Origin of the sequence: Klebsiella sp. w6 (assembly GCF_033100215.1) — a bacterium.
Lineage (GTDB): Bacteria > Pseudomonadota > Gammaproteobacteria > Enterobacterales > Enterobacteriaceae > Klebsiella > Klebsiella variicola.
Genome location: NZ_CP136907.1, coordinates 517400 through 538478, shown reverse-complemented (window position 1 = coordinate 538478; position 21079 = coordinate 517400). Strand labels below are relative to the sequence as shown.

Below are 21079 nucleotides of genomic sequence, written 5' to 3'. Positions count from 1 at the left end.
TCTATTAAAAATTCACATACGCTGCAGGGGACCCCCCACAGCTTAGAAGCCATTTAGTTTGCGGTCTCGCGCCCACTCCTGCGGAGTGAAGGCCTTGATCGACAGCGCATGGATACGGTTGTCAGCAATATATTCCATCAGCGGCGCGTAGACGCTCTGCTGCTTTTTAACCCGACTCATGCCATCGAACATCTCACCCACAGCAATAACCTGAAAGTGGCTGCCATCGCCAGAGACGTGGACTTCCTGGAGGGGGAGTGCGTTCATCAGCACGGTCTGAATTTCATGATTTTCCATGGGCTCAAATTTATCTGATAGTGAAAACAGCCCAACATCTTAGAGGAAAGTGGCGCGGTCTTAAACAAGCAAAAAGCCCCGACGAAAAGATTGCCGGGGCTTTCGGAATAGCTTCAACGCTAAGGCACTGAAAAGATTATGGGATCATATCGACAGGCAGGTTGTAAAGACCGATCAGCGTTTGCAGATTTTCGCTCTTCGCGATCAGCTGCGCTTCCCGCCCCTGACGGCGGATCAGTGCCACAAAATGCACTAACAGCGCCAGGCCCGCCGTGTCCACGCGCGTAGTCTGGCTGAGATCGATGATCGTCGCCCCCTCCGTCGCCCTGGCGCGTGCTTCCCAGAGCGGGACCAGCAGATCCTGGTCCAGCTCTCCGTGCAGCGCCAGCGTCTCGCCCTCGCGAGTCCAGCTCAGCTGCCCGGTCATTATTTTTTCTGTTCCAGCGTGATCGGCTGAGCGGAGATCGCTTTCAGCTGCGCGGTCAGGCCGTCAACGCCCTTGGTGCGCAGCAGATCGCTCCACTCATTCTGTTTGGTAGTGATCATACTGACGCCTTCGGCGATCATATCGTAGGCCTGCCAGTTACCGGTCTGGGTATTTTTACGCCACTGGAAGTCCAGACGCACCGGCGGACGACCGTTCGGGTCGATGATAGTGACGCGGATCGGAACGATGGTTGCGCTGCCCAGCGGCTGCTCCGGCGCAATCTGGTAAGTCTGCCCGTGGTACATCGCCAGCGCCTGGCCGTAGGCCTGCTTCAGATATTCACGGAAGGCGGCAAAGTAGGCCTCACGCTGCGCGGGGGTCGCTTCTTTGTAATAGCGGCCCAGCACCAGCGCGCCAGCATATTTCACCTGCACATACGGCAACAGCTCCTGGTCGACGATGTCGCGCAGATAGTTAGGGTTGGCTTTGATCTTCGGCTGTTCATTCTTCAGGCGATCGAAGGTTTTCTGCGCCGCTTCATTCATCAGCTTATACGGGTTGGACTGGTCTGCCGCCTGGACAGCGGTCAGCGGGGCAATCACCAGCATGGCGACCATGAGTAAGCGTTTAAACATATCGTGTTTCTCCTGAAATTAATGCGTCGTGCCGGCTGCCGGCGTCGCGTCAGTATGACCTTCTGCCTCGGCCTTATCATTGCCAGAATTCTGATTGTCGCCGCCCTTGCTGTTATAAAGGAACTGACCAATCAGATCTTCCAGCACCATGGCGGACTTGGTGTCCTGGATAGTACCGCCGTCTTTAAGGATAGTCGTCCCAAGGTCCGGGTCTTCAAAACCGACGTTCAGCGCCAGATACTGTTCGCCCAGCAGACCCGAGGTGCGGATCGCCAACGAACTGGTATCCGGGATATGGTTGTAGCGCTCATCGATATCGAGCTCCACGCGTGGCAGATAGGTTTTCGGGTCGAGAGTGATGTCCGCTACCCGTCCCACAACCACACCGCCGATGCGTACCGGCGAACGCGCCTTCAGGCCGCCGATGTTATCGAAGGTCGCGTAAAGGCGGTAAGTCGGCTCAGTACGTAGCGAGGTGACGTTCGCCGCCTTCAGGCAGACAAACAGCGCCGCCAGCAGCGCCACCAGTAAGAACACCCCTACCCAGATTTCATTTTTTTTCGTTTGCATGAACTCAATTCCCAAACATCAGCGCAGTCAGCACAAAATCCAGCCCCAGAACCGCCAGCGACGCATGCACCACGGTGCGTGTTGTCGCCCGGCTAATCCCGGCGGAAGTGGGGATAGCGTCATAACCGTTAAATAACGCAATCCAGGTTACCGTAATGGCGAATACCAGACTCTTAATCAGGCAGTTCACCAGGTCCATTCGCCAGTCGACGGCATTTTGCATCGCGGTCCAGAAAAAACCACCGTCAATGCCTTTCCAGCTTACGCCTACCAGCGCACCACCCCAGATCCCTACCGCGACAAAGATAATCGTCAACAGCGGCAGCGAAATGACGCCAGCCCAGAAGCGTGGAGAAATCACGCGACGCAGCGGATCCACCGCCATCATCTCCATACTCGAGAGCTGCTCCGTGGCCCGCATCAGGCCAATCTCGGCGGTCAGCGCCGATCCGGCGCGCCCGGCAAACAGCAGCGCAGCGACCACCGGCCCCAGCTCGCGCAGCAGCGACAGCGCCACCAGCATGCCAAGACTGGTCTCTGCGCTGTAGGTGGTTAAGACCAGATACCCCTGCAGCCCGAGCACCATACCGATAAACAAGCCCGATACAATGATAATCAGCATCGACAGAACGCCAACGTTATAGAGCTGACGAACCAGCAGCGGCGCGTGCTTGCGAAACTCTGGTTTGCCCACAACGGCGTTGAAAAGCATTAATCCGGCGCGTCCAAACGTCGCGGTGGTTTTAATCCCGCGATGCCCTAGCGCGGCCAGCGCATTAAACAGCATGAGTCGCTCAACTCCCTATGCCTAATAAATCATGGTGATAGTCGCCAGCCGGATAACGGAACGGCACCGGGCCGTCGGCAATACCATCAATAAACTGACGAACCCGAGGATCGGTATTCTCCCGCAGCGACTGGGCGCTACCGTGGGCGACAATCTTTTTATCCGCCACGATATACGCGTAGTCCGCAATGCTAAGCACCTCAGGCACATCGTGCGAAACCACGATGCAAGTGACACCCAACGTGTTGTTGAGTTCAGAAATCAGCTTCACCAGCACGCCCATGGTGATGGGATCCTGCCCGACAAACGGTTCGTCGAACATAATCAGATCCGGCTCAAGGGCAATCGCTCTCGCCAGGGCGGCGCGGCGCGCCATCCCGCCGGAAAGCTCGGAGGGCATTAACTTCGCCGCCCCACGCAACCCCACCGCTTCCAGCTTCATCATCACCGTCGTATGCAGCAGCGCAGGCGGCAGCTGCGTATGCTCGCGCAGCGGATAGGCAACGTTATCAAAGACATTGAGATCGGTGAACAGCGCGCCAGACTGGAACAGCATGCTCATCCGCTTACGCACCGTATAAAGACGCGATCGCGTCATCTGCGGCACGTTCTCGCCATCAAACAGGATCTCTCCCCTGTCCGGCGGGATCTGCCCGCCGATCAGGCGTAACAGGGTAGTCTTGCCGATCCCCGAAGGTCCCATGATCGCAGTAATTTTACCGCGCGGCACCGACAGCGAGATGTCGTCGAAGATCACACGATCGCCGCGTGAAAAGCGGATACCGCGTACTTCAACTAAATTCGCCTGAGTTTGGCTCATAAAATCATCCTTACTAAACACCTGACGGGCAAGCATGGCCCTTTCTTGCGCCACAATCACAACATTTTTACAGAATCTTACCTGCACAGGTTAGCGAAAGCTGGCATTTGTTTTACTTTTGGCACACATAAAGTCAAAATTAAGAATTCGTTACGCTGCGTAGGGATAACCCAGCGAGGCGACGATTATACCTGAAGAAAGGACTTTAGATGCTCTTAGCGACGGCTCTGTTAATTATTGGTTTACTGCTGGTTGTCTACAGCGCCGATCGTCTGGTCTATGCCGCTTCCATCCTGTGTCGTATGTTGGGGATCCCGCCGCTGATCATCGGTATGACGGTGGTGAGTATCGGCACCAGCCTGCCCGAGATCATGGTTTCCACCACGGCCTCGCTGCATGGGCAGATCGATCTGGCGGTCGGCACCGCGCTCGGCTCCAACATTACCAATATTCTTCTGATCCTCGGACTCGCCGCCTTACTCAGGCCATTTACCGTGCATTCTGATATTCTGCGCCGCGAATTACCGCTAATGTTGCTGGTCAGTGTGCTGGCCGGGCTGGTGCTCTACGATGGACAGCTGTCCCGTCTCGACGGGCTGTTTTTACTGGCGTTAGCGCTTCTGTGGCTGCTGTTTACCATCAAAATCGCCCGTCTGGCGGAGCGCCAGGGCAGCGATAGCCTGACTCGCGAACAGCTGGCGGAGCTGCCGCGTGAAGGATCGCTGCCGGTCGCTCTGCTCTGGTTAGGGGTCGCGATGATTGTCATGCCCATGGCTACCCGTATGGTGGTGGATAACACCACGGTATTGGCAAACTTTTTTGCTATTAGCGAGCTGACCGTCGGTCTGACGGTGGTGGCGATAGGTACCAGCCTGCCAGAGCTGGCCACCGCTATCGCCGGGGCGCGGAAAGGGGAAGATGACATTGCTATCGGCAATATCATCGGCGCCAATATCCTCAATATTGCGCTGGTGCTGGGTTTACCGGCGCTGATCGCGCCGGGGAGCTTTGCGAGCGAAGCCTTCACTCGCGATTATGGCGTGATGCTGCTGGTCAGCCTGATCTTCGCGGTGCTGTGCTGGCGCCGCCAGCAGCAGCCGGGACGGCTGGTTGGCGCACTGCTGGTCGGCGGCTTTGTGGTTTGGTTGGCGATGCTGTTCTGGACAGCGCCGCTCTTCGTTGAATGACTCGGGATAACATCATGTCGCAAATAGATTTGCCCACGGATTTTGACTTTCAACAGGCAGGCCGTCAGGTGCTGGAAATTGAACGTGAAGGTCTGGCCCAGCTCGATCAATATATAAATGAAGACTTTACCCATGCTTGCGAAACGATTTTCCGCTGCGGCGGCAAAGTCGTGGTGATGGGGATGGGCAAATCCGGCCACATCGGCCGCAAAATGGCGGCGACGTTCGCCAGTACCGGCACCTCGGCTTTTTTTGTCCACCCCGGCGAAGCGGCGCACGGCGATTTAGGAATGGTCACTCCACAGGATGTGGTGATTGCGCTGTCGAATTCCGGCGAATCGAATGAAATTCTGGCGCTGATCCCGGTCCTGAAGCGCCAGCAGGTGAAGCTTATCTGCATCACCAGCCGGCCTGAGAGCAGCATGGCGCGCGCAGCGGATATCCATCTGTGCGTGAAAGTGCCCAAAGAGGCCTGCCCGTTAGGGCTGGCGCCCACCTCCAGCACCACCGCGGCGCTGGTGATGGGTGATGCCCTCGCCGTCGCTCTGCTGGAAGCCCGTGGCTTTACCGCCGAAGATTTCGCCCTGTCTCATCCTGGCGGCGCACTCGGTCGTAAGCTGTTGCTGCGCGTCAATGATATTATGCATACCGGTGATGAAATCCCGCACGTCGGCCTGCAGGCCACCCTGCGCGATGCGCTGCTGGAAATCACGCGTAAAAATTTAGGCATGACCGCCGTCTGCGATGACGATATGAACATCATCGGGATCTTCACCGATGGTGACCTGCGCCGGGTCTTTGATACCGGCGTCGATATGCGTAATGCCAGCATTGCCGATGTCATGACCCGGGGAGGGATCCGCATCCGTCCCGGCACCCTGGCGGTAGATGCGCTAAACCTGATGCAATCCCGTCATATCACCTGCGTGCTGGTTGCCGATGGCGACCACCTGCTAGGTGTGGTACATATGCACGATCTCCTGCGCGCGGGCGTAGTGTAAGTAAGGAAAAAATAATGAATAATGCTGATGCTCAGTTAGCGACATGCTATGGGCCGGTAAGCCAGGCATTTCTCGATCGCGCGGCTAAGATCCGTCTACTGATCCTCGATGTTGACGGTGTATTATCCGACGGACTTATCTATATGGGTAATCACGGCGAGGAGCTGAAAGCGTTCAACGTCCGCGATGGCTATGGTATCCGCTGCGCGCTGACCTCCGGCATCGAAGTGGCGATTATTACCGGGCGAAAAGCTAAACTGGTAGAAGACCGCTGCCAGACGCTGGGCATTACGCATCTCTATCAAGGTCAGTCGGATAAGCTGTTGGCGTTTCGCGAATTAGTCAGCAAACTGGCGGTTCGTCCGGATGAAGTGGCGTATATCGGCGACGATCTGATCGACTGGCCGGTGATGGCGGAAGTGGGTTTAAGCGTCGCCGTCGCCGATGCGCATCCGCTGCTGCTGCCGCGGGCGAATTATGTCACGCGCATTAACGGCGGACGCGGCGCGGTACGCGAAGTCTGCGATTTGGTACTATTGGCGCAGGGCAAGTTGGATGAGGCCAAAGGGCAATCAATATGAGTAAAACCAGACGTTGGGTTATCATTTTACTGTCGCTGCTCGCGCTGATCCTCATCGGCCTGAATCTGGCGAATACGGACGACACGGCCCAGCCGGAGGTCAATCCCAACGACCCGACGTATAAAAGCGAACATACCGACACCGTCGTGTACAGCCCGGAAGGCGCCCTGAGCTATCGGCTGATTGCCGAGCATGTGGAATACTTTTCCGATCAGGAGGTTTCCTGGTTTACCAAGCCGGTGATGACCACCTTTGATACCAATAAGGTGCCAACCTGGTCAATCAGGGCAGATAAAGCGAAGCTGACGAATGACCGTATGCTCTATCTTTACGGGCACGTTGAGGTGAATGCGCTCGCGCCTGACTCTCAACTGCGCAAAATTACGACGGATAACGCCCAGATAAATCTGGTCACACAGGACGTTACCTCCGATGACATGGTGACGTTATACGGCACCACATTTAATTCCAGCGGCCTGAAAATGCGTGGAAACCTTCGCAGCAAAAATGCCGAGCTGATTGAAAAGGTGAGAACCTCTTATGAAATTCAGAACAAACAAACTCAGCCTTAAGATTGCGCTCGCCGGCGCTTTACTGGCCGCCAGCCTGCCGGCCCTGGCCAAGACGGGAGATACCGATCAGCCGATCCATATCGAGTCCGATCAGCAGTCACTGGATATGCAGGGCAACGTCGTCACTTTCACCGGTAACGTGGTCGTCACCCAGGGGACGATCAAAATTAACGCTGATAAAGTGGTGGTCACCCGTCCGGGCAATGAGAAAGGTAAAGAGGTGATCGAAGGCTTCGGTAACCCGGCCACCTTCTACCAGATGCAGGATAACGGCAAGCCGGTAAAAGGCCGGGCGTCGAAAATGCGCTACGAGCTGCAGAATGATTACGTCGTGCTGACGGGCAACGCTTATCTGGAACAGCTCGACAGCAATATCAAGGGCGATAAGATCACCTATCTGGTGAAAGAGCAAAAAATGCAGGCCTTCAGCGACAAAGGTCGACGCGTCACCACCGTTCTGGTGCCGTCTGAGCTGCAGGATAAAAGCGGCAATCAGCAAAAGAAGAGTAACTAATTCGTTATGGCAACCTTAACTGCGAAGAACCTCGCCAAAGCTTATAAAGGCCGCCGCGTGGTGGAAGATGTCAGTCTCACCGTTAACTCCGGAGAGATTGTCGGCTTGCTCGGCCCGAACGGCGCCGGTAAAACCACCACCTTCTACATGGTGGTCGGCATTGTGCCGCGCGACGCGGGCAATATTATTATCGATGACGAAGACATCAGTCTGCTACCGCTGCACGCGCGCGCGCGCCGGGGCATCGGCTATCTGCCGCAGGAAGCCTCTATTTTTCGTCGTCTGAGCGTCTATGACAACCTGATGGCGGTCCTGCAGATCCGTGACGATTTAACCAGCGAACAGCGGGAAGATCGCGCCAAAGAGCTGATGGAAGAGTTTCATATTGAGCACCTGCGCGACAGCCTCGGTCAGGCGCTCTCCGGTGGTGAACGCCGCCGTGTCGAAATTGCTCGCGCGCTGGCGGCGAACCCGAAATTTATCCTTCTGGATGAACCCTTTGCCGGTGTTGACCCCATCTCCGTTATCGATATCAAACGCATCATTGAACACCTGCGCGACAGCGGCCTCGGCGTACTGATCACCGACCATAACGTCAGAGAGACCCTCGCCGTCTGCGAACGGGCGTATATTGTCAGTCAGGGACACCTTATTGCTCATGGTACGCCGCAGCAGATCCTCGAAGATGAGCAGGTTAAGCGCGTGTATCTTGGGGAAGACTTCAGACTCTGATAGGGTAGAGGTTACAGACGTTTTAGCCGGAGATATTTACCCTGAACATGAAGCAAGGTTTGCAATTAAGGCTTAGCCAACAGCTTGCCATGACGCCGCAACTGCAGCAGGCTATTCGTTTGCTGCAGTTGTCCACGTTAGAACTCCAGCAAGAGCTCCAGCAAGCGCTGGAAAGTAACCCATTGCTTGAGCAAACCGATCTTCACGACGAGGTAGAGGCGAAAGAAGTGGAGGACCGCGAGTCCCTCGATACCGTCGATGCGCTTGAGCAAAAAGAGATGCCGGACGAGCTCCCTCTCGATGCCAGCTGGGATGAAATCTATACCGCCGGTACGCCGTCAGGCAACGGCGTGGATTATCAGGACGACGAGCTGCCCGTCTATCAAGGCGAAACCACTCAGACGCTGCAGGATTATCTGATGTGGCAGGTCGAGCTGACGCCCTTCACCGACACTGACCGCGCCATTGCCACCTCCATCGTCGACGCCGTCGACGATACGGGCTATCTCACCATTCAGATTGAAGACATCGTCGACAGCATTGGCGATGACGAAATCGGCCTGGAAGAGGTGGAGGCCGTTCTGAAGCGCATCCAGCGTTTTGATCCGGTTGGCGTCGCGGCGAAAGATCTGCGCGACTGCCTGCTGATCCAGCTGTCGCAATTCGCTAAAGAGACGCCGTGGCTGGAAGAGGCCCGGTTGATTATCAGCGACCATCTCGATCTGCTGGCTAACCACGATTTCCGCACCCTGATGCGAGTAACGCGCCTGAAAGAAGAGGTGCTGAAAGAGGCGGTGAATCTGATCCAGTCGCTGGATCCCCGCCCTGGCCAGTCCATTCATACCAGTGAACCGGAATATGTCATTCCCGACGTACTGGTCCGCAAGGTCAGTGGCCGCTGGACCGTGGAGCTCAACGCCGACAGCATTCCCCGGCTGAAGATTAATCAGCAATATGCGGCAATGGGCAACAGCACCCGCAATGACGCCGACGGCCAGTTCATTCGCAGCAATCTGCAGGAAGCCCGCTGGCTAATCAAAAGTCTCGAAAGCCGCAACGATACGCTGCTGCGCGTCAGCCGCTGCATCGTTGAACAGCAGCAGGCTTTTTTCGAACAGGGTGAAGAGTATATGAAGCCGATGGTGCTGGCCGATATCGCCCAGGCTGTCGAGATGCATGAATCCACCATTTCCCGTGTCACCACGCAAAAATATCTGCACAGTCCGCGCGGTATTTTTGAACTGAAGTATTTCTTCTCCAGCCATGTGAATACCGAAGGCGGCGGCGAAGCCTCGTCGACGGCCATTCGCGCGTTGGTGAAGAAGTTAATCGCCGCGGAAAACCCCGCGAAGCCGTTGAGCGACAGTAAGCTCACCTCCATGCTGTCCGAGCAGGGTATCATGGTCGCGCGCCGCACTGTCGCGAAGTACAGAGAGTCTTTATCCATTCCGCCGTCAAACCAGCGTAAACAACTGGTCTGACACAACCGATAAGGAAGACACTATGCAGCTCAACATTACAGGACACAACGTCGAGATCACCCCCGCGATGCGCGACTTCGTCACGGCGAAGTTCAGCAAACTGGAGCAATTTTTCGACCGGATCAATCAGGTCTATATTGTGTTAAAAGTAGAGAAAGTGACGCAAATTGCGGACGCGAATCTGCATGTCAACGGTGGCGAAATCCATGCCAGTGCGGAAGGGCAGGATATGTATGCAGCTGTCGATGGTCTTATCGACAAGCTGGCAAGGCAGTTAACGAAGCACAAAGATAAACTAAAACAACACTAATTGTCCGGGCCCCCCTGCGTCCGTCGTGGTTTAACATCGGCGGCGGGCGCGGGGGCGCTCAGGTGAAATTATGATGAACAACGATTCGGCTCTACAACTGAGCAACGTCCTGAACCAGGAATGTACCCGTAGCCAGGTTCACTGCCAGAGCAAGAAGCGTGCTCTGGAAATCATTAGCGAACTGGCCGCCAAACAGTTAAGTTTGCCGCCGCAGGTGGTGTTCGAAGCGATCCTCACCCGCGAAAAAATGGGCAGTACCGGGATTGGCAATGGTATTGCCATTCCTCACGGTAAACTGGAAGAGGATACGCTGCGTGCTGTCGGCGTTTTTGTCCAGCTGGAAACCCCCATCGCCTTCGACGCGATCGACAATCAGCCTGTCGACCTGCTGTTCGCGCTGCTGGTGCCAGCCGACCAGACAAAGACTCACCTGCATACGCTCTCCCTGGTGGCCAAACGGCTGGCGGACAAAGCGATTTGCCGTCGCCTGCGCGCGGCGCAGAGCGATGAAGAGTTGTATGAGATCATCACCGAAGCAGGAAGCAGCGATGACGCATAACGGCAGTCGCACCTTATCCTTTATCGTACTGAGGAGAAACGGTACATGGTACTGATGATCGTCAGCGGCCGCTCGGGCTCGGGGAAATCCGTCGCTCTGCGAGCGCTGGAAGATATGGGCTTTTACTGCGTGGATAACCTGCCGGTCGTGCTGCTGCCCGATCTGGCGCGGTCGCTGGCTGACCGCAATATCTCCGCGGCCGTCAGCATCGACGTGCGTAACATGCCGGAATCACCGGAAATCTTTGAACAGGCGATGCAGAACCTGCCGGAATGCTTTTCTCCGCAATTGCTGTTCCTTGATGCCGATCGTAATACCCTGATCCGCCGTTACAGCGATACTCGTCGCTTACACCCGCTCTCCAGCAAGAACCTGTCGCTCGAAAGCGCCATCGACGAAGAGAGCGACTTGCTGGAGCCACTGCGCTCCCGTGCGGATCTGATCGTCGATACGTCCGAAATGTCGGTGCATGAGCTGGCGGAAATGCTGCGTACTCGCTTGTTAGGCAAACGCGAGCGCGAACTGACGATGGTCTTCGAATCCTTCGGCTTCAAGCACGGTATTCCGATCGATGCTGATTACGTCTTTGACGTGCGCTTTCTGCCAAACCCGCACTGGGATCCGAAACTGCGTCCAATGACCGGTCTGGATAAACCGGTGGCCGCCTTCCTTGACCGGCACACTGAAGTGCACAACTTTATTTACCAGACCCGGAGCTATCTTGAGCTATGGTTACCGATGCTGGAGACCAACAATCGCAGCTATCTGACGGTGGCCATTGGCTGCACCGGCGGTAAACATCGTTCGGTTTATATTGCTGAACAACTGGCTGACTACTTCCGCTCCCGCGGCAAGAACGTACAGTCTCGTCATCGGACGCTGGAAAAACGTAAATCATGACCGTAAAGCAGACCGTTGAAATCACCAATAAGCTGGGCATGCACGCCCGCCCGGCGATGAAACTGTTTGAGCTGATGCAGAATTTCGATGCCGAAGTACTGCTGCGCAACGATGAAGGCACGGAGGCGGAAGCAAACAGCGTGATTGCCCTGCTGATGCTGGACTCCGCGAAAGGGCGGCAGATAGAGGTGGAAGCCAGCGGTCCGCAGGAAGTTGAGGCGCTCGCCGCGGTGATTGCTCTTTTTAATGCCGGATTTGATGAAGACTAAGCGTCACGCTTCCCGGCGACGGCCGACTGGCGACAGTGCCAGCCCCGGCGCCGGATTCACGCGCTAATACAGCTTATGCTCGCGCATAAACCCTTCCCCGCCCAGCTGTCGCATCTGGCGTAAGATCCAAGCCTGGCGGCTGCGCACATAGCCCGAAGGCGCGTCAGCGCGATAGCGGATCGGATTTGGCAGTACCGCGGCCAGCAGAGCCGCTTCCCCCGGCGTCAGCTGGCTGGCAGGCTTATGAAAATAGCGCTGCGCGGCCGCTTCCACACCAAATATCCCATCGCCAAACTCGGCAATATTCAGGTAGACGGTCAGGATCCGCTTTTTACTCCAGACGGTTTCTATACCGACCGTCAGCCCGGCTTCCAGCCCCTTACGCAACCAGCTGCGGCCATCCCATAAAAACAGGTTTTTCGCCGTCTGCTGCGACAGCGTTGACGCGCCGCGGATGCGGGTATCATGACGCTCATTGTGCGCCAGCGCTTTTTCTATCGCCGATACGTCGAACCCCCAATGTTCCGGGAACTTTTGATCTTCGGCGGCAATCACCGCCAGCCCCATCCACGGAGAGATCTCATCCATGCCGACCCAATCAGAGTGCGCCAGATAGTGGACATCTCCGGAGAGCCAGGCGCTCACCTGCCGCTCAAGCATCACCGCCGAAAACGGCACCGGCAGCACGCTAAACAGCGCGATCCCCCCGCCCCAGAAGACGGCGGCGATCAGCAGCAGACGCAGCGCCAGTCGTTTTAGCAGCGCAAAGGGCGCAACGCGGAGCCTCATGCGCTCAGCGCCAGCACGCGGGCGACCAGCTTTTCGATCCCGGTGGCGGCTTGAGCAATATTCTCTGCCAGCATATACGCCGGGGTGGTGACCACTTTGTTCTCTTCATCCACCACGATGTCGTCGACCGGACAAGGCACGTGCTCCGCCCCCATCTCTTCGACCACATCGGCAGTATCGAGATCGGTCCCGATGGTTATGCGCAGCGGAAACGCAAAAATCTTCGGCAGCAGCGCCGGGGCAATGCACATGAAACCCAGCGGTTTGCCGGCCTGATGCATCGCCAGTGCCAGAGCCTGCAGATCGCGGTCCACCTGACATTCGCTGCCCTCGGCGGCGAAGCTGCTTAAATTTTTCGCCGCGCCGAAGCCGCCGGGGACGATCAGCCCGTCCAGCGTCTCCGCACGCGCCTGCGTCAGCGGTAAGATGTCGCCGCGGGCAATTCGCGCCGCTTCCACCAGCACATTGCGTTGCTCCGTCAGCGGTTCCCCCGTCAGATGGTTGATGACGTCGCGCTGCGGTTTATCGGGTGCAAAGCACACCGCCTGCGCGCCGTTGCGCGCGATCGCCAGCAGGGTAATCACCGCTTCATGAATTTCACTGCCGTCGTACACGCCGCAGCCGCTCAGTACCACACCAATTTTTTTCATCGCTTTCGCTCCTCCATGCAACTCGCTGAAACCAGTCAAAAATGTCGATTTACTCGCTATGCTTCACATATTTTACTGATTCATGTAACAAATTAGTTAAGCTTTGCTATCTTAATGAGCGAGCAATCCACTTCTCAGGTTGCGCCACGTAACAACATCACTCAAATAACACTGGCTCAACCACCAGTTCCCTGGTGTTGGCGCAGTATTCGCGCACCCCGGTCTGTCCGGGGTCATTTTTTCCCGGCCTTCGCCACCCACGCCTTCAGTACCGCCACGTCGTTTTGCCACTCAGATTTCATCTCTTCAACCCATTCAGCGACATTATCAGACCAGGCTGGCAGATCCGGCGTCTGGATCTGCTGCCCCAGCTGCTGGATGTGGCGCAGACCAATAGAACCCGCCGCCCCTTTGATCTTATGCCCCTCTTCGACAATCCCTTTTTGATCGCGGGCGGTGAGATTGGACTCGAGGACAGACATATAGCCCGGCATCATCTTCTCAAACACCGCGAGGCCATCGTTGATAAGCTTCGGTCCCACCAGTTCGATATATTGCTCCAGCATATCGGTATCCAGCACCGCGTCGGCTTTATGCAGATCGGCCGCCGGCGCTTCCTGCGCTTCCTCTTCCGGCGCATCCCAAAATTTCTTGATCATGGCCGTGAGCGCTGGCACCGACAACGGCTTGCTCAGCACATCGTCCATCCCGGCGTCGAGATACTCTTTCTTATTCTTCAGTACGTTGGCGGTCAGGGCCACCAGCGGCGGCAGCTCATCCGCGGCAAAGTTCTGTTTTAGCTGGCGAGAGATATCCAGCCCCGTCATATCCGGCAATTGAATATCCAGCAACACCAGGTCGTACTCGCCTGGCTCAAACATCTCCAGCGCGGCTTTCCCGGTCATGGCGACATCCACGCTGTTGCCCAGCTTTTCCAGCACCGAACGGGCCACAATGACGTTGAGCTCAATGTCTTCCACCAGCAGCACGTTAAGCGCGGGTAATGGCATGTCGTCTTCCGCCAACGTATCTTCCACTTCTTCCGCAATGGCAGGCGCATGGACGGTGAGCGTAAAGGTCGCCCCTTTACCCGGCTGGCTGGTTACGCTGATATCGCCGCCCATATTGCGCGCCAGGCGACGCGAGACGGCGAGACCAATGCCGGTTCCGGTGGCTGGTTTGCCGCCGTGGCTGTCTTTGACCTGGTAATACATGGCGAAAATTTTGTCCTGTTCCGCTTCAGGAATACCAATTCCGGAGTCTTCCACTTCGAAGTGCAGGATATCGCCTTCGTCATAGCGCACGCGGACATTCACCCCGCCGCCCTGGGGGGTAAACTTCACGGCGTTGCTGATAAGGTTCCACAGGATCTGGCGCAAACGCGTACCGTCGGTGATCACTTTATGCGGTAGCGGCAGGCTCGGCTCCAGCACAAAGCGCAGGCCCTTCTGCTGGGCCTGCAGACCGGAGAGGTTTTCAAGGTCGGCAAGGAAGCTGGTGAAGTCCACCGGCTGGTTATCGAGCTGTACCTTACGGCGCTCCATTTTATCCATGTCGATAATATCATTGAAGATATTCCCCAGCGTCACCGCCGAGACATGGATGGTTTTCAGGTATTTCTCCTGCTCGCTGGTCAGTTCGGTATCCAGCAAAATACGGCTCAGCCCGACGATCCCGTTTAGCGGGGTACGCAGCTCATGGCTGATGGTCGAGATAAAGGTAGTTTTATCCCGGCTGGCGCGCTCGAGGGCATCCTGATAGCGTTTTCGTTCGGTGATATCGCGCCCGAAGCCCATCAGGCCGCGACGCTTACCGACGCGATCGTAGTACGGGACCTTGCGGATTTCGAAGCACGCTTTGCGGCCATCGGGATAGTCCAGCCACTGCTCATAGGTCAGCGATACATTGTGGCGGAACACCTTCTCGTCGGTTTCCAGCACCTTTTCTGCGGCCTCTTCGCTATAGACGTCCTGCGGTTTGAGATGGATCAGCTGTTTCTCACTTTTGCCGGTCAACAGCTCCATCGCCCGGTTACAACCTGAAAACTCCTTATCTTCATTGCGATAGAAGACCAGGTCCGGGGAAGCATCAAGGAAAGAGCGCAGAAAGGAGGATTGCTGTTCGAGCTGGATCTGCGTCTCTTCACGCTCTTTCATCTCGATCTTCAACTGCTCGAGAGTGGTCTCGCGCTCGGCTTCCGCCTTTTCACGTTCGCCAATCTCCTGATTCAACTGCGCGATGTTATCTTTCAGCTGCACGTTCAGCTTCAGATCGCGCTCTCGCATCTCCTCCAGCTTGTCCACCAGCCGCGAAAGACGCTGGCGGGACTCTTCGAGTTGCTCCACCACCACCGAGAGAAAGTAGACCGCCCAGGGGGTAATCAACAGACCAAAGAAGATAGAGCGGATAACGTCGATACTTTCTACCTGGCCATGCAGCACCATGGTGACCGCCATCTGTACCACAATGGCCAGCACCACCAGCGCAAGAGCCAACAGCATCGAAAAGCGGACCAGACCCAGCTTCATCATCAGGTCGACATAATACTGCGCCAGCATACGAATTTGCTTCATAGAGGATTCCTTCACGACAACTCCGCACAATAATACTCAATTCTGAGCAATGCGCTGTAAGTTGTGCAAAAAATGCGGGAAGGAGCTGATATGACGGCTGGTCGCCAAGGCGAACCAGCCGCTAAAAAGAGGCAAGGTCAGGAGAACGATTAGCGCTTGCTTAACGCCTCCCAGAGCCCCTTCAGGTAGGTCACGCCGAGAGCGCGGTCGTACAAGCCATAGCCTGGCCGTCCGGTCTCTCCCCAGATAAAGCGGCCATGATCCGGGCGAATATAGCCGTCGAACCCGTTGTCATACAGCGCTTGCATCACCTTGTACATATCCAGGGAACCGTACTCTGACGGATGGGCGCACTCGTAAAAATCTTTATCCCGTATCAGCTTAATATTGCGGACGTGGGCAAAGTGGATCCGTTTGCGCCGGGTAAACTCTGCCAGGATGGCGTACACATCGTTATCCGGATCTTCGGCAATCGAGCCGGTGCAGAGCGTGATGCCGTTGGCGGGCGAATCGACGGCCCGGCAGATCCAGTCCAGATCGTCGCGGTTTTTGACCACCCGCGGCAGGCCAAAAATGGAGTACGGCGGATCGTCCGGATGGATCGCCATTTTCACCCCGACCTCTTCACAGACCGGGATCACCGCCCGCAGAAAATAGACCAGGTTCTCCCGCAGCTTGTGGTCATCCACCGCGCTATATTTGGCAAACAGGGTCTGCACCTCCGCCAGCCGCTCTGGCTCCCAGCCCGGCAAGGCGAAGCCGTTTGAGTTCTCCAGTACCTCTTTCACTACGTCTTCCAGCCGTTTATCGATATCTTTCTTCTCAAAAGCCATCGTCAACGAACCATCCGGCAGGACGTAGTTCATATCTGTCTTCATCCAGTCAAAAACCGGCATGAAGTTATAACAGATAACTTTGACGCCGAAGCGGGCAAGGTGGCGAATGGTCTGCTGATAGTTGGCAATATAGCGGTCACGAGAAGGAAGGCCGATTTTAATGTCATCATGAATGTTGACGCTCTCTATCACCTCCATTTTCAGGCCCGCGGCATGGGCCTGGCTGACCAGACGCTCAATTTTATCGACTGGCCATACCTCACCCACCGCGACGTCATAGAGCGCGCCGACGACCCCCTCCACGCCGGGCACCTGTCGTATATGCTCTAATGAAACCTTGTCTTCCTCTGGCCCAAACCAGCGCATTGTCATCTGCATCGTTATCACCTGCTTCATAATTTGTGTTTTTACCCTACTACCATACCAGCAATCATAATCGAATTGCCCTTTCCTGTCGTGATAACGATCACATTCCTGCACCGGGCAAGCCCATCCCGGCGCATTCATATTTTTTTTCAATTTATTTCAATAGATTAATAATAGTCTGGCTTTTTCTGACGACCTCTTCCAAATGTGATCCAGAGCTATTTATGATCAAATGCATACTTGTATGGTAATAAAAACAGGCGAAATTCGTTCGCGAAACAGACAATGGAAGGAACAGAAATGAGAAGCGTCATCGTCAAAGAGCCAGGCCAACTGAACATTGCATCACGTCCGGTTCCCGTTCCGGGCAGCCATGAAGTACGGGTGAAAATCGCCTTTGCCGGGATCTGCGGTTCCGATGTACACATCTATCAGGGCCACAACCCCTTCGCGAAATATCCCCGCGTTATTGGTCATGAATTCTTCGGCATTGTCGATGCCGTCGGCGAGCAGGTCTCTCCGGCGCGTATTGGCGAACGCGTCGCGGTCGATCCGGTGGTCAGCTGCGGCCATTGTTATCCCTGCTCGGTTGGTCGGCCGAATGTTTGCGCGCAGCTCCAGGTCATCGGGGTGCACCGCGATGGGGGATTCAGCGACTATGCCTGCGTGCCGGCCAAAAATGCCTGGCGCATTCCGGAGGCTATCAGCGATCGTCAGGCGACAATGGTTGAGCCTTTTACTATTGCGGCAAATATTACCGCCCAGCTGCAGCCCACGCCGCAGGATATCGCCCTGGTTTACGGCGCTGGCCCAATGGGCCTGACGGTGATCCAGGCGCTGAAGGGGGTGTATGGCGTTAAGCAGGTGATCGTCGTGGACCGCATTGCCGAACGTCTACAGATGGCACGGGACAACGGCGCCGATCTGACGCTCGATAACACCCATCAGCCGCTGGCGGATCAGCTGGCGCAGCGGCAGATAGCCCCCACGCTGGTCATTGATGCCGCCTGCCACCCAGCCATTCTGCAGGAGGCAATCCTCCTCGCCTCCCCTGCAGCCCGCATCGGCATACTCGGTTTCTCCGGCGAGGCGTCCACGCTGACCCAGCAAAGCATCACCAGTAAAGAGATCTCCATTTTCTCCTCGCGGCTGAACAGCGGGCGCTTTCCGCTGGTCATCGACTGGATGGAAAAAGGCCTTATCCATCCTGAGGCGTTAATCACCCACTGTATGCCGCTGGAGCAGGTGAAAGAAGCCATGGAGATTTTCGCCAACGATCGGAAGACCTGCTGCAAAGTGCTGCTGCAATTAGGCTAAGCCGACATTATTTTTAAATAACGGCCGACGGATATCTGTAGATCCGCCGCGCCTGATATAAATCATATAATGAGCATGGTGTTATCATGGGAAAAAATATTCGCTGGATTATCGTCCTGTTATTATTTTTAGTGTATATGATAAATTATCTGGACCGGGTGGCGTTATCCATTACGGTGCCGATGATTGAAAAGGACCTTGCACTTAACGCTGAACAATTTGGTATGATTTTCGGCAGCTTTTTCTTCGGCTACGCGGTCTTTAATTTTATTGGCGGCCTCGCCGTCGATAAATTTGGCGCCACATTGGTGATGGGCCTGGCGGTTGGGTTATGGTCGCTGTTTTGCGGCTTAACCGCGGTTGCCACCGGCTTTTATTCCATGCTGGTGCTCCGCGTGCTCTTCGGGATGGCAGAGGGCCCGATTTGCGCCTCAGCGAACAAGATGATTAACGGCTGGTTTCCTAAAAAGCAAGCAGCAACCGCAGTGGGGTTCCTCAGCGCCGGCTCTCCGCTGGGCGGCGCGGTCGCCGGACCTATCGTCGGTTATCTGGCCCTGGCTTTCGGCTGGCGTCCCGCGTTTATGATTATTTTCGCCATCGGTATTGTGTGGATGGTCGTGTGGTTTTTTATTGCCGCCAACTCGCCTGACAAACATAAGCATGTCAGTCAGGAAGAGCTCATGCTCATTAATAAAATGAAGCAAGAGGAGGACGCCCTGGAAACCGTAGAAAATCAAACGGCCCACTCACTGGGTTATTATCTCAAGCAGCCTATTATTCTGGTGACGGCATTTGCCTTCTTCTGCTACAACTATATTCTGTTTTTCTTTCTCAGCTGGTTTCCGTCCTATCTGGTCCAGCAGCACCATCTGGATATTAAACAGATGAGTCTCACCACCATGATCCCGTGGATCGTCGGTTTTGTCGGTCTGGCGCTGGGGGGTTATATATCCGATAAAATATTTAACCTTACCGGAAGGCTGCTGCTGTCGCGCAAAATCGTGCTGGTGGTATGCCTGCTAATGGCCGCGCTCTGCGTGGGGCTCGCCGGTACCGTTAGCAGCGTCGTTCCTGCCGTTCTGCTGATGTCGGTCTCCATCTTTTTCCTCTATGTGACCGGGGCGATCTACTGGGCGATTATTCAGGACGTGGTGCATAAATCCCGCGTCGGCGGCGCCAGCGGCTTTATCCATCTTATCGGCAGCGTCTCCGGCATCGTGGGGCCGATTGTCACGGGCTATATCGTGCAGTCCACCGGCAAATTCGACAGCGCCTTTATTCTCGCCGGCACTATCGCCGCGCTTGGCGCCGTGCTGGTGCTGCTGGTGATTAAAACCCCACGGATGACGATGAAAGCCAGTCAGGCATAAATGGCTGAAGAGCGATGTCCGGCCTTGGCCCGGACATCGTCTGCTTCTACTTCTCCGCCAGGGGCACAGCCCAGCTGCGGCCTAGCGCCGAGCCCTGAGCGCCCTGCTCATTCAGATAGCGATCCAGTTCAACCATTCCGGTCCAGCGATTTTCGCACCACAGCGGCGCCAATAGCGTGGGTCGACGGGCGCTGGCCGATATCCGGTGATAGATCACCTCCGGCGGCGTATGGCGAATCATCTCCCCGGCGGTCACGGTATACGCCTCCAGCTCAATGCCATTGAGACGCCCGGCCTGCCACGCTTTGGCCATAATACTGCCTTTGACAATGTGCAGCGGGTGCAGCTTGATGCCGTCCACGCCGGTCGCCACCACCCGCTCCAGCGTCTCCAGGCAATGGCCTTGGGTCTCTCCGGGCAGGCCGACGATCAGATGTACGCAGACCTTCAGCCCTCGCGCTCGCGCCAGACGCGCAGTACGCTGGTAGCAAGCGAAATCATGCCCACGGTTAATCCGATGCAGGGTTTTATCGTGCGCGGTTTGCAGTCCCAGCTCCAGCCATACCTCATATCCTTGCTCATGATATTCACTCAGCAGATCGAGGACTGCCTCCGGCACGCAGTCCGGGCGGGTGCCGACGCAGAGGCCGACAATATTCGCCTGGCTGATGGCCTGACGATACATCGAGCGGAGCACCTGCACTTCAGCGAAGGTGCTGGTATAGGCCTGGAAATAGGCCAGATAGCGCTTTGCCCGGTTGACGAGCTGCGCCTGATGAGCGAGCTGTTCGGCGATGGAGCGATGCTGCTGCGCCTCATCGGCAAAGGAAGCCACATTACAGAAAGTGCAACCGCCGCGGCCCAGCGTGCCGTCGCGGTTCGGGCAGCTAAAACCGCCGTGCAGCGTCAGCTTATGGACCTTTTCGCCATAGCGGCGCATAAGATCCCCACCAAACATATTGACTAATTTCTGTAACTGCATAATCTGATAGACCGGCCTCAACAAAGGGGGCCAAGCCTGCCACTTTTTGTCACCGACGGCGATGACCTGGATCAATCGTCAGCGCGGCGGCCACCCTCATTGCATAAACAATCATGATTACTGCAATTTCATTCACCTCTGTGGTGATGAGTTTTCCTTATATTTCACCTGCGGATAGCCCTAATCTTCTTCACGGTAAAAAACAGTATTAATATCCATTGAGAAAATATATGGCAGTCAAATATGCTAATGATGACATGCATTTCAGCGCATAACGGTAATGCAAAGCCGCGTGCACAGTGAGACAGATCACACTAGCCTGACCTTCCTGAGGCGTATTCATAGCACGAAAAATGGCACTATTTATTTTTAAAACAACAAGTTAACACCTGTATAGCACATTTTTGTATTAATAAGATTGCCATTTGACGTAAGTGTGGATTCCCGATAAGTTGGGAATCCGCTGGAAGCTTTCTGGATGAGCACTCTGCTCATCATATTTATGCAGTAATTGAGATTCCCTCTTAACAGCAAGTCCTCAAACTTGTGTACCG

General features: G+C 55.7%; 24 protein-coding genes. 13 read left to right on the top strand and 11 right to left on the bottom strand.

All coding sequences use genetic code 11. The features are described from left to right. Window positions 1-42 precede the first annotated feature (42 nt). From ibaG to mlaF, 6 genes are all read right to left on the bottom strand, one after another. A complete protein-coding gene (gene ibaG / locus R0140_RS02610) occupies window positions 43-297 on the bottom strand; it encodes a BolA family iron metabolism protein IbaG (RefSeq protein WP_004144910.1) in 255 nt (84 codons plus the stop codon). A 136-nt stretch (window positions 298-433) separates the two neighbouring features. Further along, window positions 434-724: a lipid asymmetry maintenance protein MlaB gene (mlaB, locus tag R0140_RS02605; RefSeq protein ID WP_008806646.1), complete on the bottom strand. Its 291-nt coding sequence runs from the start codon at window positions 722-724 to the stop codon at window positions 434-436. After that, complete coding sequence (gene mlaC / locus R0140_RS02600) at window positions 724-1359, bottom strand: phospholipid-binding protein MlaC (RefSeq protein ID WP_002918386.1); 636 nt, start codon at window positions 1357-1359, stop codon at window positions 724-726. The genes mlaB and mlaC overlap by 1 nt, the downstream gene beginning before the upstream one ends. Window positions 1360-1377: 18 nt before the next feature. Beyond that, a complete protein-coding gene (gene mlaD / locus R0140_RS02595) occupies window positions 1378-1929 on the bottom strand; it encodes an outer membrane lipid asymmetry maintenance protein MlaD (protein WP_004206195.1) in 552 nt (183 codons plus the stop codon). Window positions 1930-1933: 4 nt separating this feature from the next. Next, window positions 1934-2716 carry a lipid asymmetry maintenance ABC transporter permease subunit MlaE gene (gene mlaE / locus R0140_RS02590; RefSeq protein ID WP_004150949.1) on the bottom strand — a complete coding sequence of 261 codons (783 nt, stop codon included), beginning with the start codon at window positions 2714-2716 and terminating at the stop codon, window positions 1934-1936. 7 nt (window positions 2717-2723) lie between these two features. Then, window positions 2724-3536: a phospholipid ABC transporter ATP-binding protein MlaF gene (gene mlaF, locus R0140_RS02585; RefSeq protein WP_012540470.1), complete on the bottom strand. Its 813-nt coding sequence runs from the start codon at window positions 3534-3536 to the stop codon at window positions 2724-2726. 209 nt (window positions 3537-3745) lie between these two features. Here mlaF and R0140_RS02580 point away from each other — a divergent pair, with 209 nt between their 5' ends. From R0140_RS02580 to npr, 11 genes are all read left to right on the top strand, one after another. Then, the gene (locus R0140_RS02580; RefSeq protein WP_008806648.1) at window positions 3746-4723 is read left to right on the top strand and encodes a calcium/sodium antiporter; all 978 of its coding nucleotides are present in this window, start codon (window positions 3746-3748) and stop codon (window positions 4721-4723) included. Continuing rightward, window positions 4720-5724, top strand: coding sequence for an arabinose-5-phosphate isomerase KdsD (gene kdsD, locus R0140_RS02575; protein WP_075206807.1), 1005 nt, complete (start codon window positions 4720-4722; stop codon window positions 5722-5724). Before R0140_RS02580 ends, kdsD begins: the two co-directional genes overlap by 4 nt. Before the next feature lie 14 nt (window positions 5725-5738). Further along, window positions 5739-6305 (top strand): 3-deoxy-manno-octulosonate-8-phosphatase KdsC, encoded by a 567-nt coding sequence (kdsC, locus tag R0140_RS02570; RefSeq protein ID WP_032741030.1) that lies wholly within the window; start codon window positions 5739-5741, stop codon window positions 6303-6305. Continuing rightward, window positions 6302-6877 carry an LPS export ABC transporter periplasmic protein LptC gene (gene lptC, locus R0140_RS02565; RefSeq protein ID WP_008806651.1) on the top strand — a complete coding sequence of 192 codons (576 nt, stop codon included), beginning with the start codon at window positions 6302-6304 and terminating at the stop codon, window positions 6875-6877. The genes kdsC and lptC overlap by 4 nt, the downstream gene beginning before the upstream one ends. After that, window positions 6846-7391, top strand: coding sequence for a lipopolysaccharide ABC transporter substrate-binding protein LptA (gene lptA / locus R0140_RS02560; protein WP_002918415.1), 546 nt, complete (start codon window positions 6846-6848; stop codon window positions 7389-7391). Before lptC ends, lptA begins: the two co-directional genes overlap by 32 nt. 6 nt (window positions 7392-7397) lie before the next feature. Further along, window positions 7398-8123, top strand: coding sequence for an LPS export ABC transporter ATP-binding protein (gene lptB / locus R0140_RS02555; RefSeq protein ID WP_002918417.1), 726 nt, complete (start codon window positions 7398-7400; stop codon window positions 8121-8123). A gap of 47 nt (window positions 8124-8170) precedes the next feature. Beyond that, on the top strand, window positions 8171-9604 hold the full coding sequence (gene rpoN, locus R0140_RS02550) for an RNA polymerase factor sigma-54 (protein WP_008806652.1): 1434 nt from the start codon (window positions 8171-8173) through the stop codon (window positions 9602-9604). 22 nt (window positions 9605-9626) lie between these two features. Beyond that, entirely contained in the window at window positions 9627-9914 is a 288-nt protein-coding gene (gene hpf / locus R0140_RS02545; RefSeq protein ID WP_004206206.1) for a ribosome hibernation promoting factor, read from the top strand. Window positions 9915-9984: 70 nt separating this feature from the next. Beyond that, window positions 9985-10473: a PTS IIA-like nitrogen regulatory protein PtsN gene (gene ptsN, locus R0140_RS02540; RefSeq protein WP_004144926.1), complete on the top strand. Its 489-nt coding sequence runs from the start codon at window positions 9985-9987 to the stop codon at window positions 10471-10473. A 45-nt stretch (window positions 10474-10518) separates the two neighbouring features. Next, the gene (gene rapZ, locus R0140_RS02535; RefSeq protein WP_002918428.1) at window positions 10519-11373 is read left to right on the top strand and encodes an RNase adapter RapZ; all 855 of its coding nucleotides are present in this window, start codon (window positions 10519-10521) and stop codon (window positions 11371-11373) included. Beyond that, window positions 11370-11642, top strand: a complete 273-nt coding sequence (gene npr / locus R0140_RS02530; protein WP_002918431.1) for a PTS phosphocarrier protein NPr — start codon at window positions 11370-11372, stop codon at window positions 11640-11642. Before rapZ ends, npr begins: the two co-directional genes overlap by 4 nt. Before the next feature lie 63 nt (window positions 11643-11705). Here npr and mtgA read toward each other — a convergent pair whose 3' ends face one another. From mtgA to uxuA, 4 genes are all read right to left on the bottom strand, one after another. Next, window positions 11706-12431 carry a monofunctional biosynthetic peptidoglycan transglycosylase gene (mtgA, locus tag R0140_RS02525; RefSeq protein WP_008806653.1) on the bottom strand — a complete coding sequence of 242 codons (726 nt, stop codon included), beginning with the start codon at window positions 12429-12431 and terminating at the stop codon, window positions 11706-11708. Then, entirely contained in the window at window positions 12428-13081 is a 654-nt protein-coding gene (elbB, locus tag R0140_RS02520; protein WP_032733859.1) for an isoprenoid biosynthesis glyoxalase ElbB, read from the bottom strand. Before elbB ends, mtgA begins: the two co-directional genes overlap by 4 nt. Window positions 13082-13314: 233 nt before the next feature. Continuing rightward, window positions 13315-15654: an aerobic respiration two-component sensor histidine kinase ArcB gene (arcB, locus tag R0140_RS02515; protein ID WP_012540466.1), complete on the bottom strand. Its 2340-nt coding sequence runs from the start codon at window positions 15652-15654 to the stop codon at window positions 13315-13317. 149 nt (window positions 15655-15803) lie between these two features. Further along, a complete protein-coding gene (uxuA, locus tag R0140_RS02510) occupies window positions 15804-16868 on the bottom strand; it encodes a mannonate dehydratase (protein ID WP_008806656.1) in 1065 nt (354 codons plus the stop codon). A gap of 288 nt (window positions 16869-17156) precedes the next feature. Here uxuA and R0140_RS02505 point away from each other — a divergent pair, with 288 nt between their 5' ends. Beyond that, on the top strand, window positions 17157-18173 hold the full coding sequence (locus R0140_RS02505; protein WP_012967168.1) for a Zn-dependent oxidoreductase: 1017 nt from the start codon (window positions 17157-17159) through the stop codon (window positions 18171-18173). Between the two features lie 86 nt (window positions 18174-18259). Then, window positions 18260-19543, top strand: coding sequence for an MFS transporter (locus R0140_RS02500; RefSeq protein WP_008806658.1), 1284 nt, complete (start codon window positions 18260-18262; stop codon window positions 19541-19543). 46 nt (window positions 19544-19589) lie between these two features. On the opposite strand, the gene R0140_RS02495 is transcribed toward R0140_RS02500, so the two are convergent. After that, window positions 19590-20525 carry a tRNA modification radical SAM protein MnmL/YtqA gene (locus R0140_RS02495; RefSeq protein ID WP_032736465.1) on the bottom strand — a complete coding sequence of 312 codons (936 nt, stop codon included), beginning with the start codon at window positions 20523-20525 and terminating at the stop codon, window positions 19590-19592. Window positions 20526-21079: the final 554 nt, after the last annotated feature.

Coding starts and splice junctions, on each gene's coding strand:
- mlaC (WP_002918386.1), bottom strand. CDS start 1,359: ATGTTTAAACGCTTACTCATGGTCGCCATGCTGGTGATTGCCCCGCTG.
- R0140_RS02500 (WP_008806658.1), top strand. CDS start 18,260: ATGGGAAAAAATATTCGCTGGATTATCGTCCTGTTATTATTTTTAGTG.
- mtgA (WP_008806653.1), bottom strand. CDS start 12,431: ATGAGGCTCCGCGTTGCGCCCTTTGCGCTGCTAAAACGACTGGCGCTG.
- lptC (WP_008806651.1), top strand. CDS start 6,302: ATGAGTAAAACCAGACGTTGGGTTATCATTTTACTGTCGCTGCTCGCG.
- mlaB (WP_008806646.1), bottom strand. CDS start 724: ATGACCGGGCAGCTGAGCTGGACTCGCGAGGGCGAGACGCTGGCGCTG.
- mlaF (WP_012540470.1), bottom strand. CDS start 3,536: ATGAGCCAAACTCAGGCGAATTTAGTTGAAGTACGCGGTATCCGCTTT.
- ibaG (WP_004144910.1), bottom strand. CDS start 297: ATGGAAAATCATGAAATTCAGACCGTGCTGATGAACGCACTCCCCCTC.
- R0140_RS02495 (WP_032736465.1), bottom strand. CDS start 20,525: ATGCAGTTACAGAAATTAGTCAATATGTTTGGTGGGGATCTTATGCGC.
- npr (WP_002918431.1), top strand. CDS start 11,370: ATGACCGTAAAGCAGACCGTTGAAATCACCAATAAGCTGGGCATGCAC.
- mlaE (WP_004150949.1), bottom strand. CDS start 2,716: ATGCTGTTTAATGCGCTGGCCGCGCTAGGGCATCGCGGGATTAAAACC.
- elbB (WP_032733859.1), bottom strand. CDS start 13,081: ATGAAAAAAATTGGTGTGGTACTGAGCGGCTGCGGCGTGTACGACGGC.
- rpoN (WP_008806652.1), top strand. CDS start 8,171: ATGAAGCAAGGTTTGCAATTAAGGCTTAGCCAACAGCTTGCCATGACG.
- arcB (WP_012540466.1), bottom strand. CDS start 15,654: ATGAAGCAAATTCGTATGCTGGCGCAGTATTATGTCGACCTGATGATG.
- uxuA (WP_008806656.1), bottom strand. CDS start 16,868: ATGCAGATGACAATGCGCTGGTTTGGGCCAGAGGAAGACAAGGTTTCA.
- kdsD (WP_075206807.1), top strand. CDS start 4,720: ATGACTCGGGATAACATCATGTCGCAAATAGATTTGCCCACGGATTTT.
- kdsC (WP_032741030.1), top strand. CDS start 5,739: ATGAATAATGCTGATGCTCAGTTAGCGACATGCTATGGGCCGGTAAGC.
- hpf (WP_004206206.1), top strand. CDS start 9,627: ATGCAGCTCAACATTACAGGACACAACGTCGAGATCACCCCCGCGATG.
- rapZ (WP_002918428.1), top strand. CDS start 10,519: ATGGTACTGATGATCGTCAGCGGCCGCTCGGGCTCGGGGAAATCCGTC.
- lptB (WP_002918417.1), top strand. CDS start 7,398: ATGGCAACCTTAACTGCGAAGAACCTCGCCAAAGCTTATAAAGGCCGC.
- R0140_RS02580 (WP_008806648.1), top strand. CDS start 3,746: ATGCTCTTAGCGACGGCTCTGTTAATTATTGGTTTACTGCTGGTTGTC.
- mlaD (WP_004206195.1), bottom strand. CDS start 1,929: ATGCAAACGAAAAAAAATGAAATCTGGGTAGGGGTGTTCTTACTGGTG.
- ptsN (WP_004144926.1), top strand. CDS start 9,985: ATGATGAACAACGATTCGGCTCTACAACTGAGCAACGTCCTGAACCAG.
- R0140_RS02505 (WP_012967168.1), top strand. CDS start 17,157: ATGAGAAGCGTCATCGTCAAAGAGCCAGGCCAACTGAACATTGCATCA.
- lptA (WP_002918415.1), top strand. CDS start 6,846: ATGAAATTCAGAACAAACAAACTCAGCCTTAAGATTGCGCTCGCCGGC.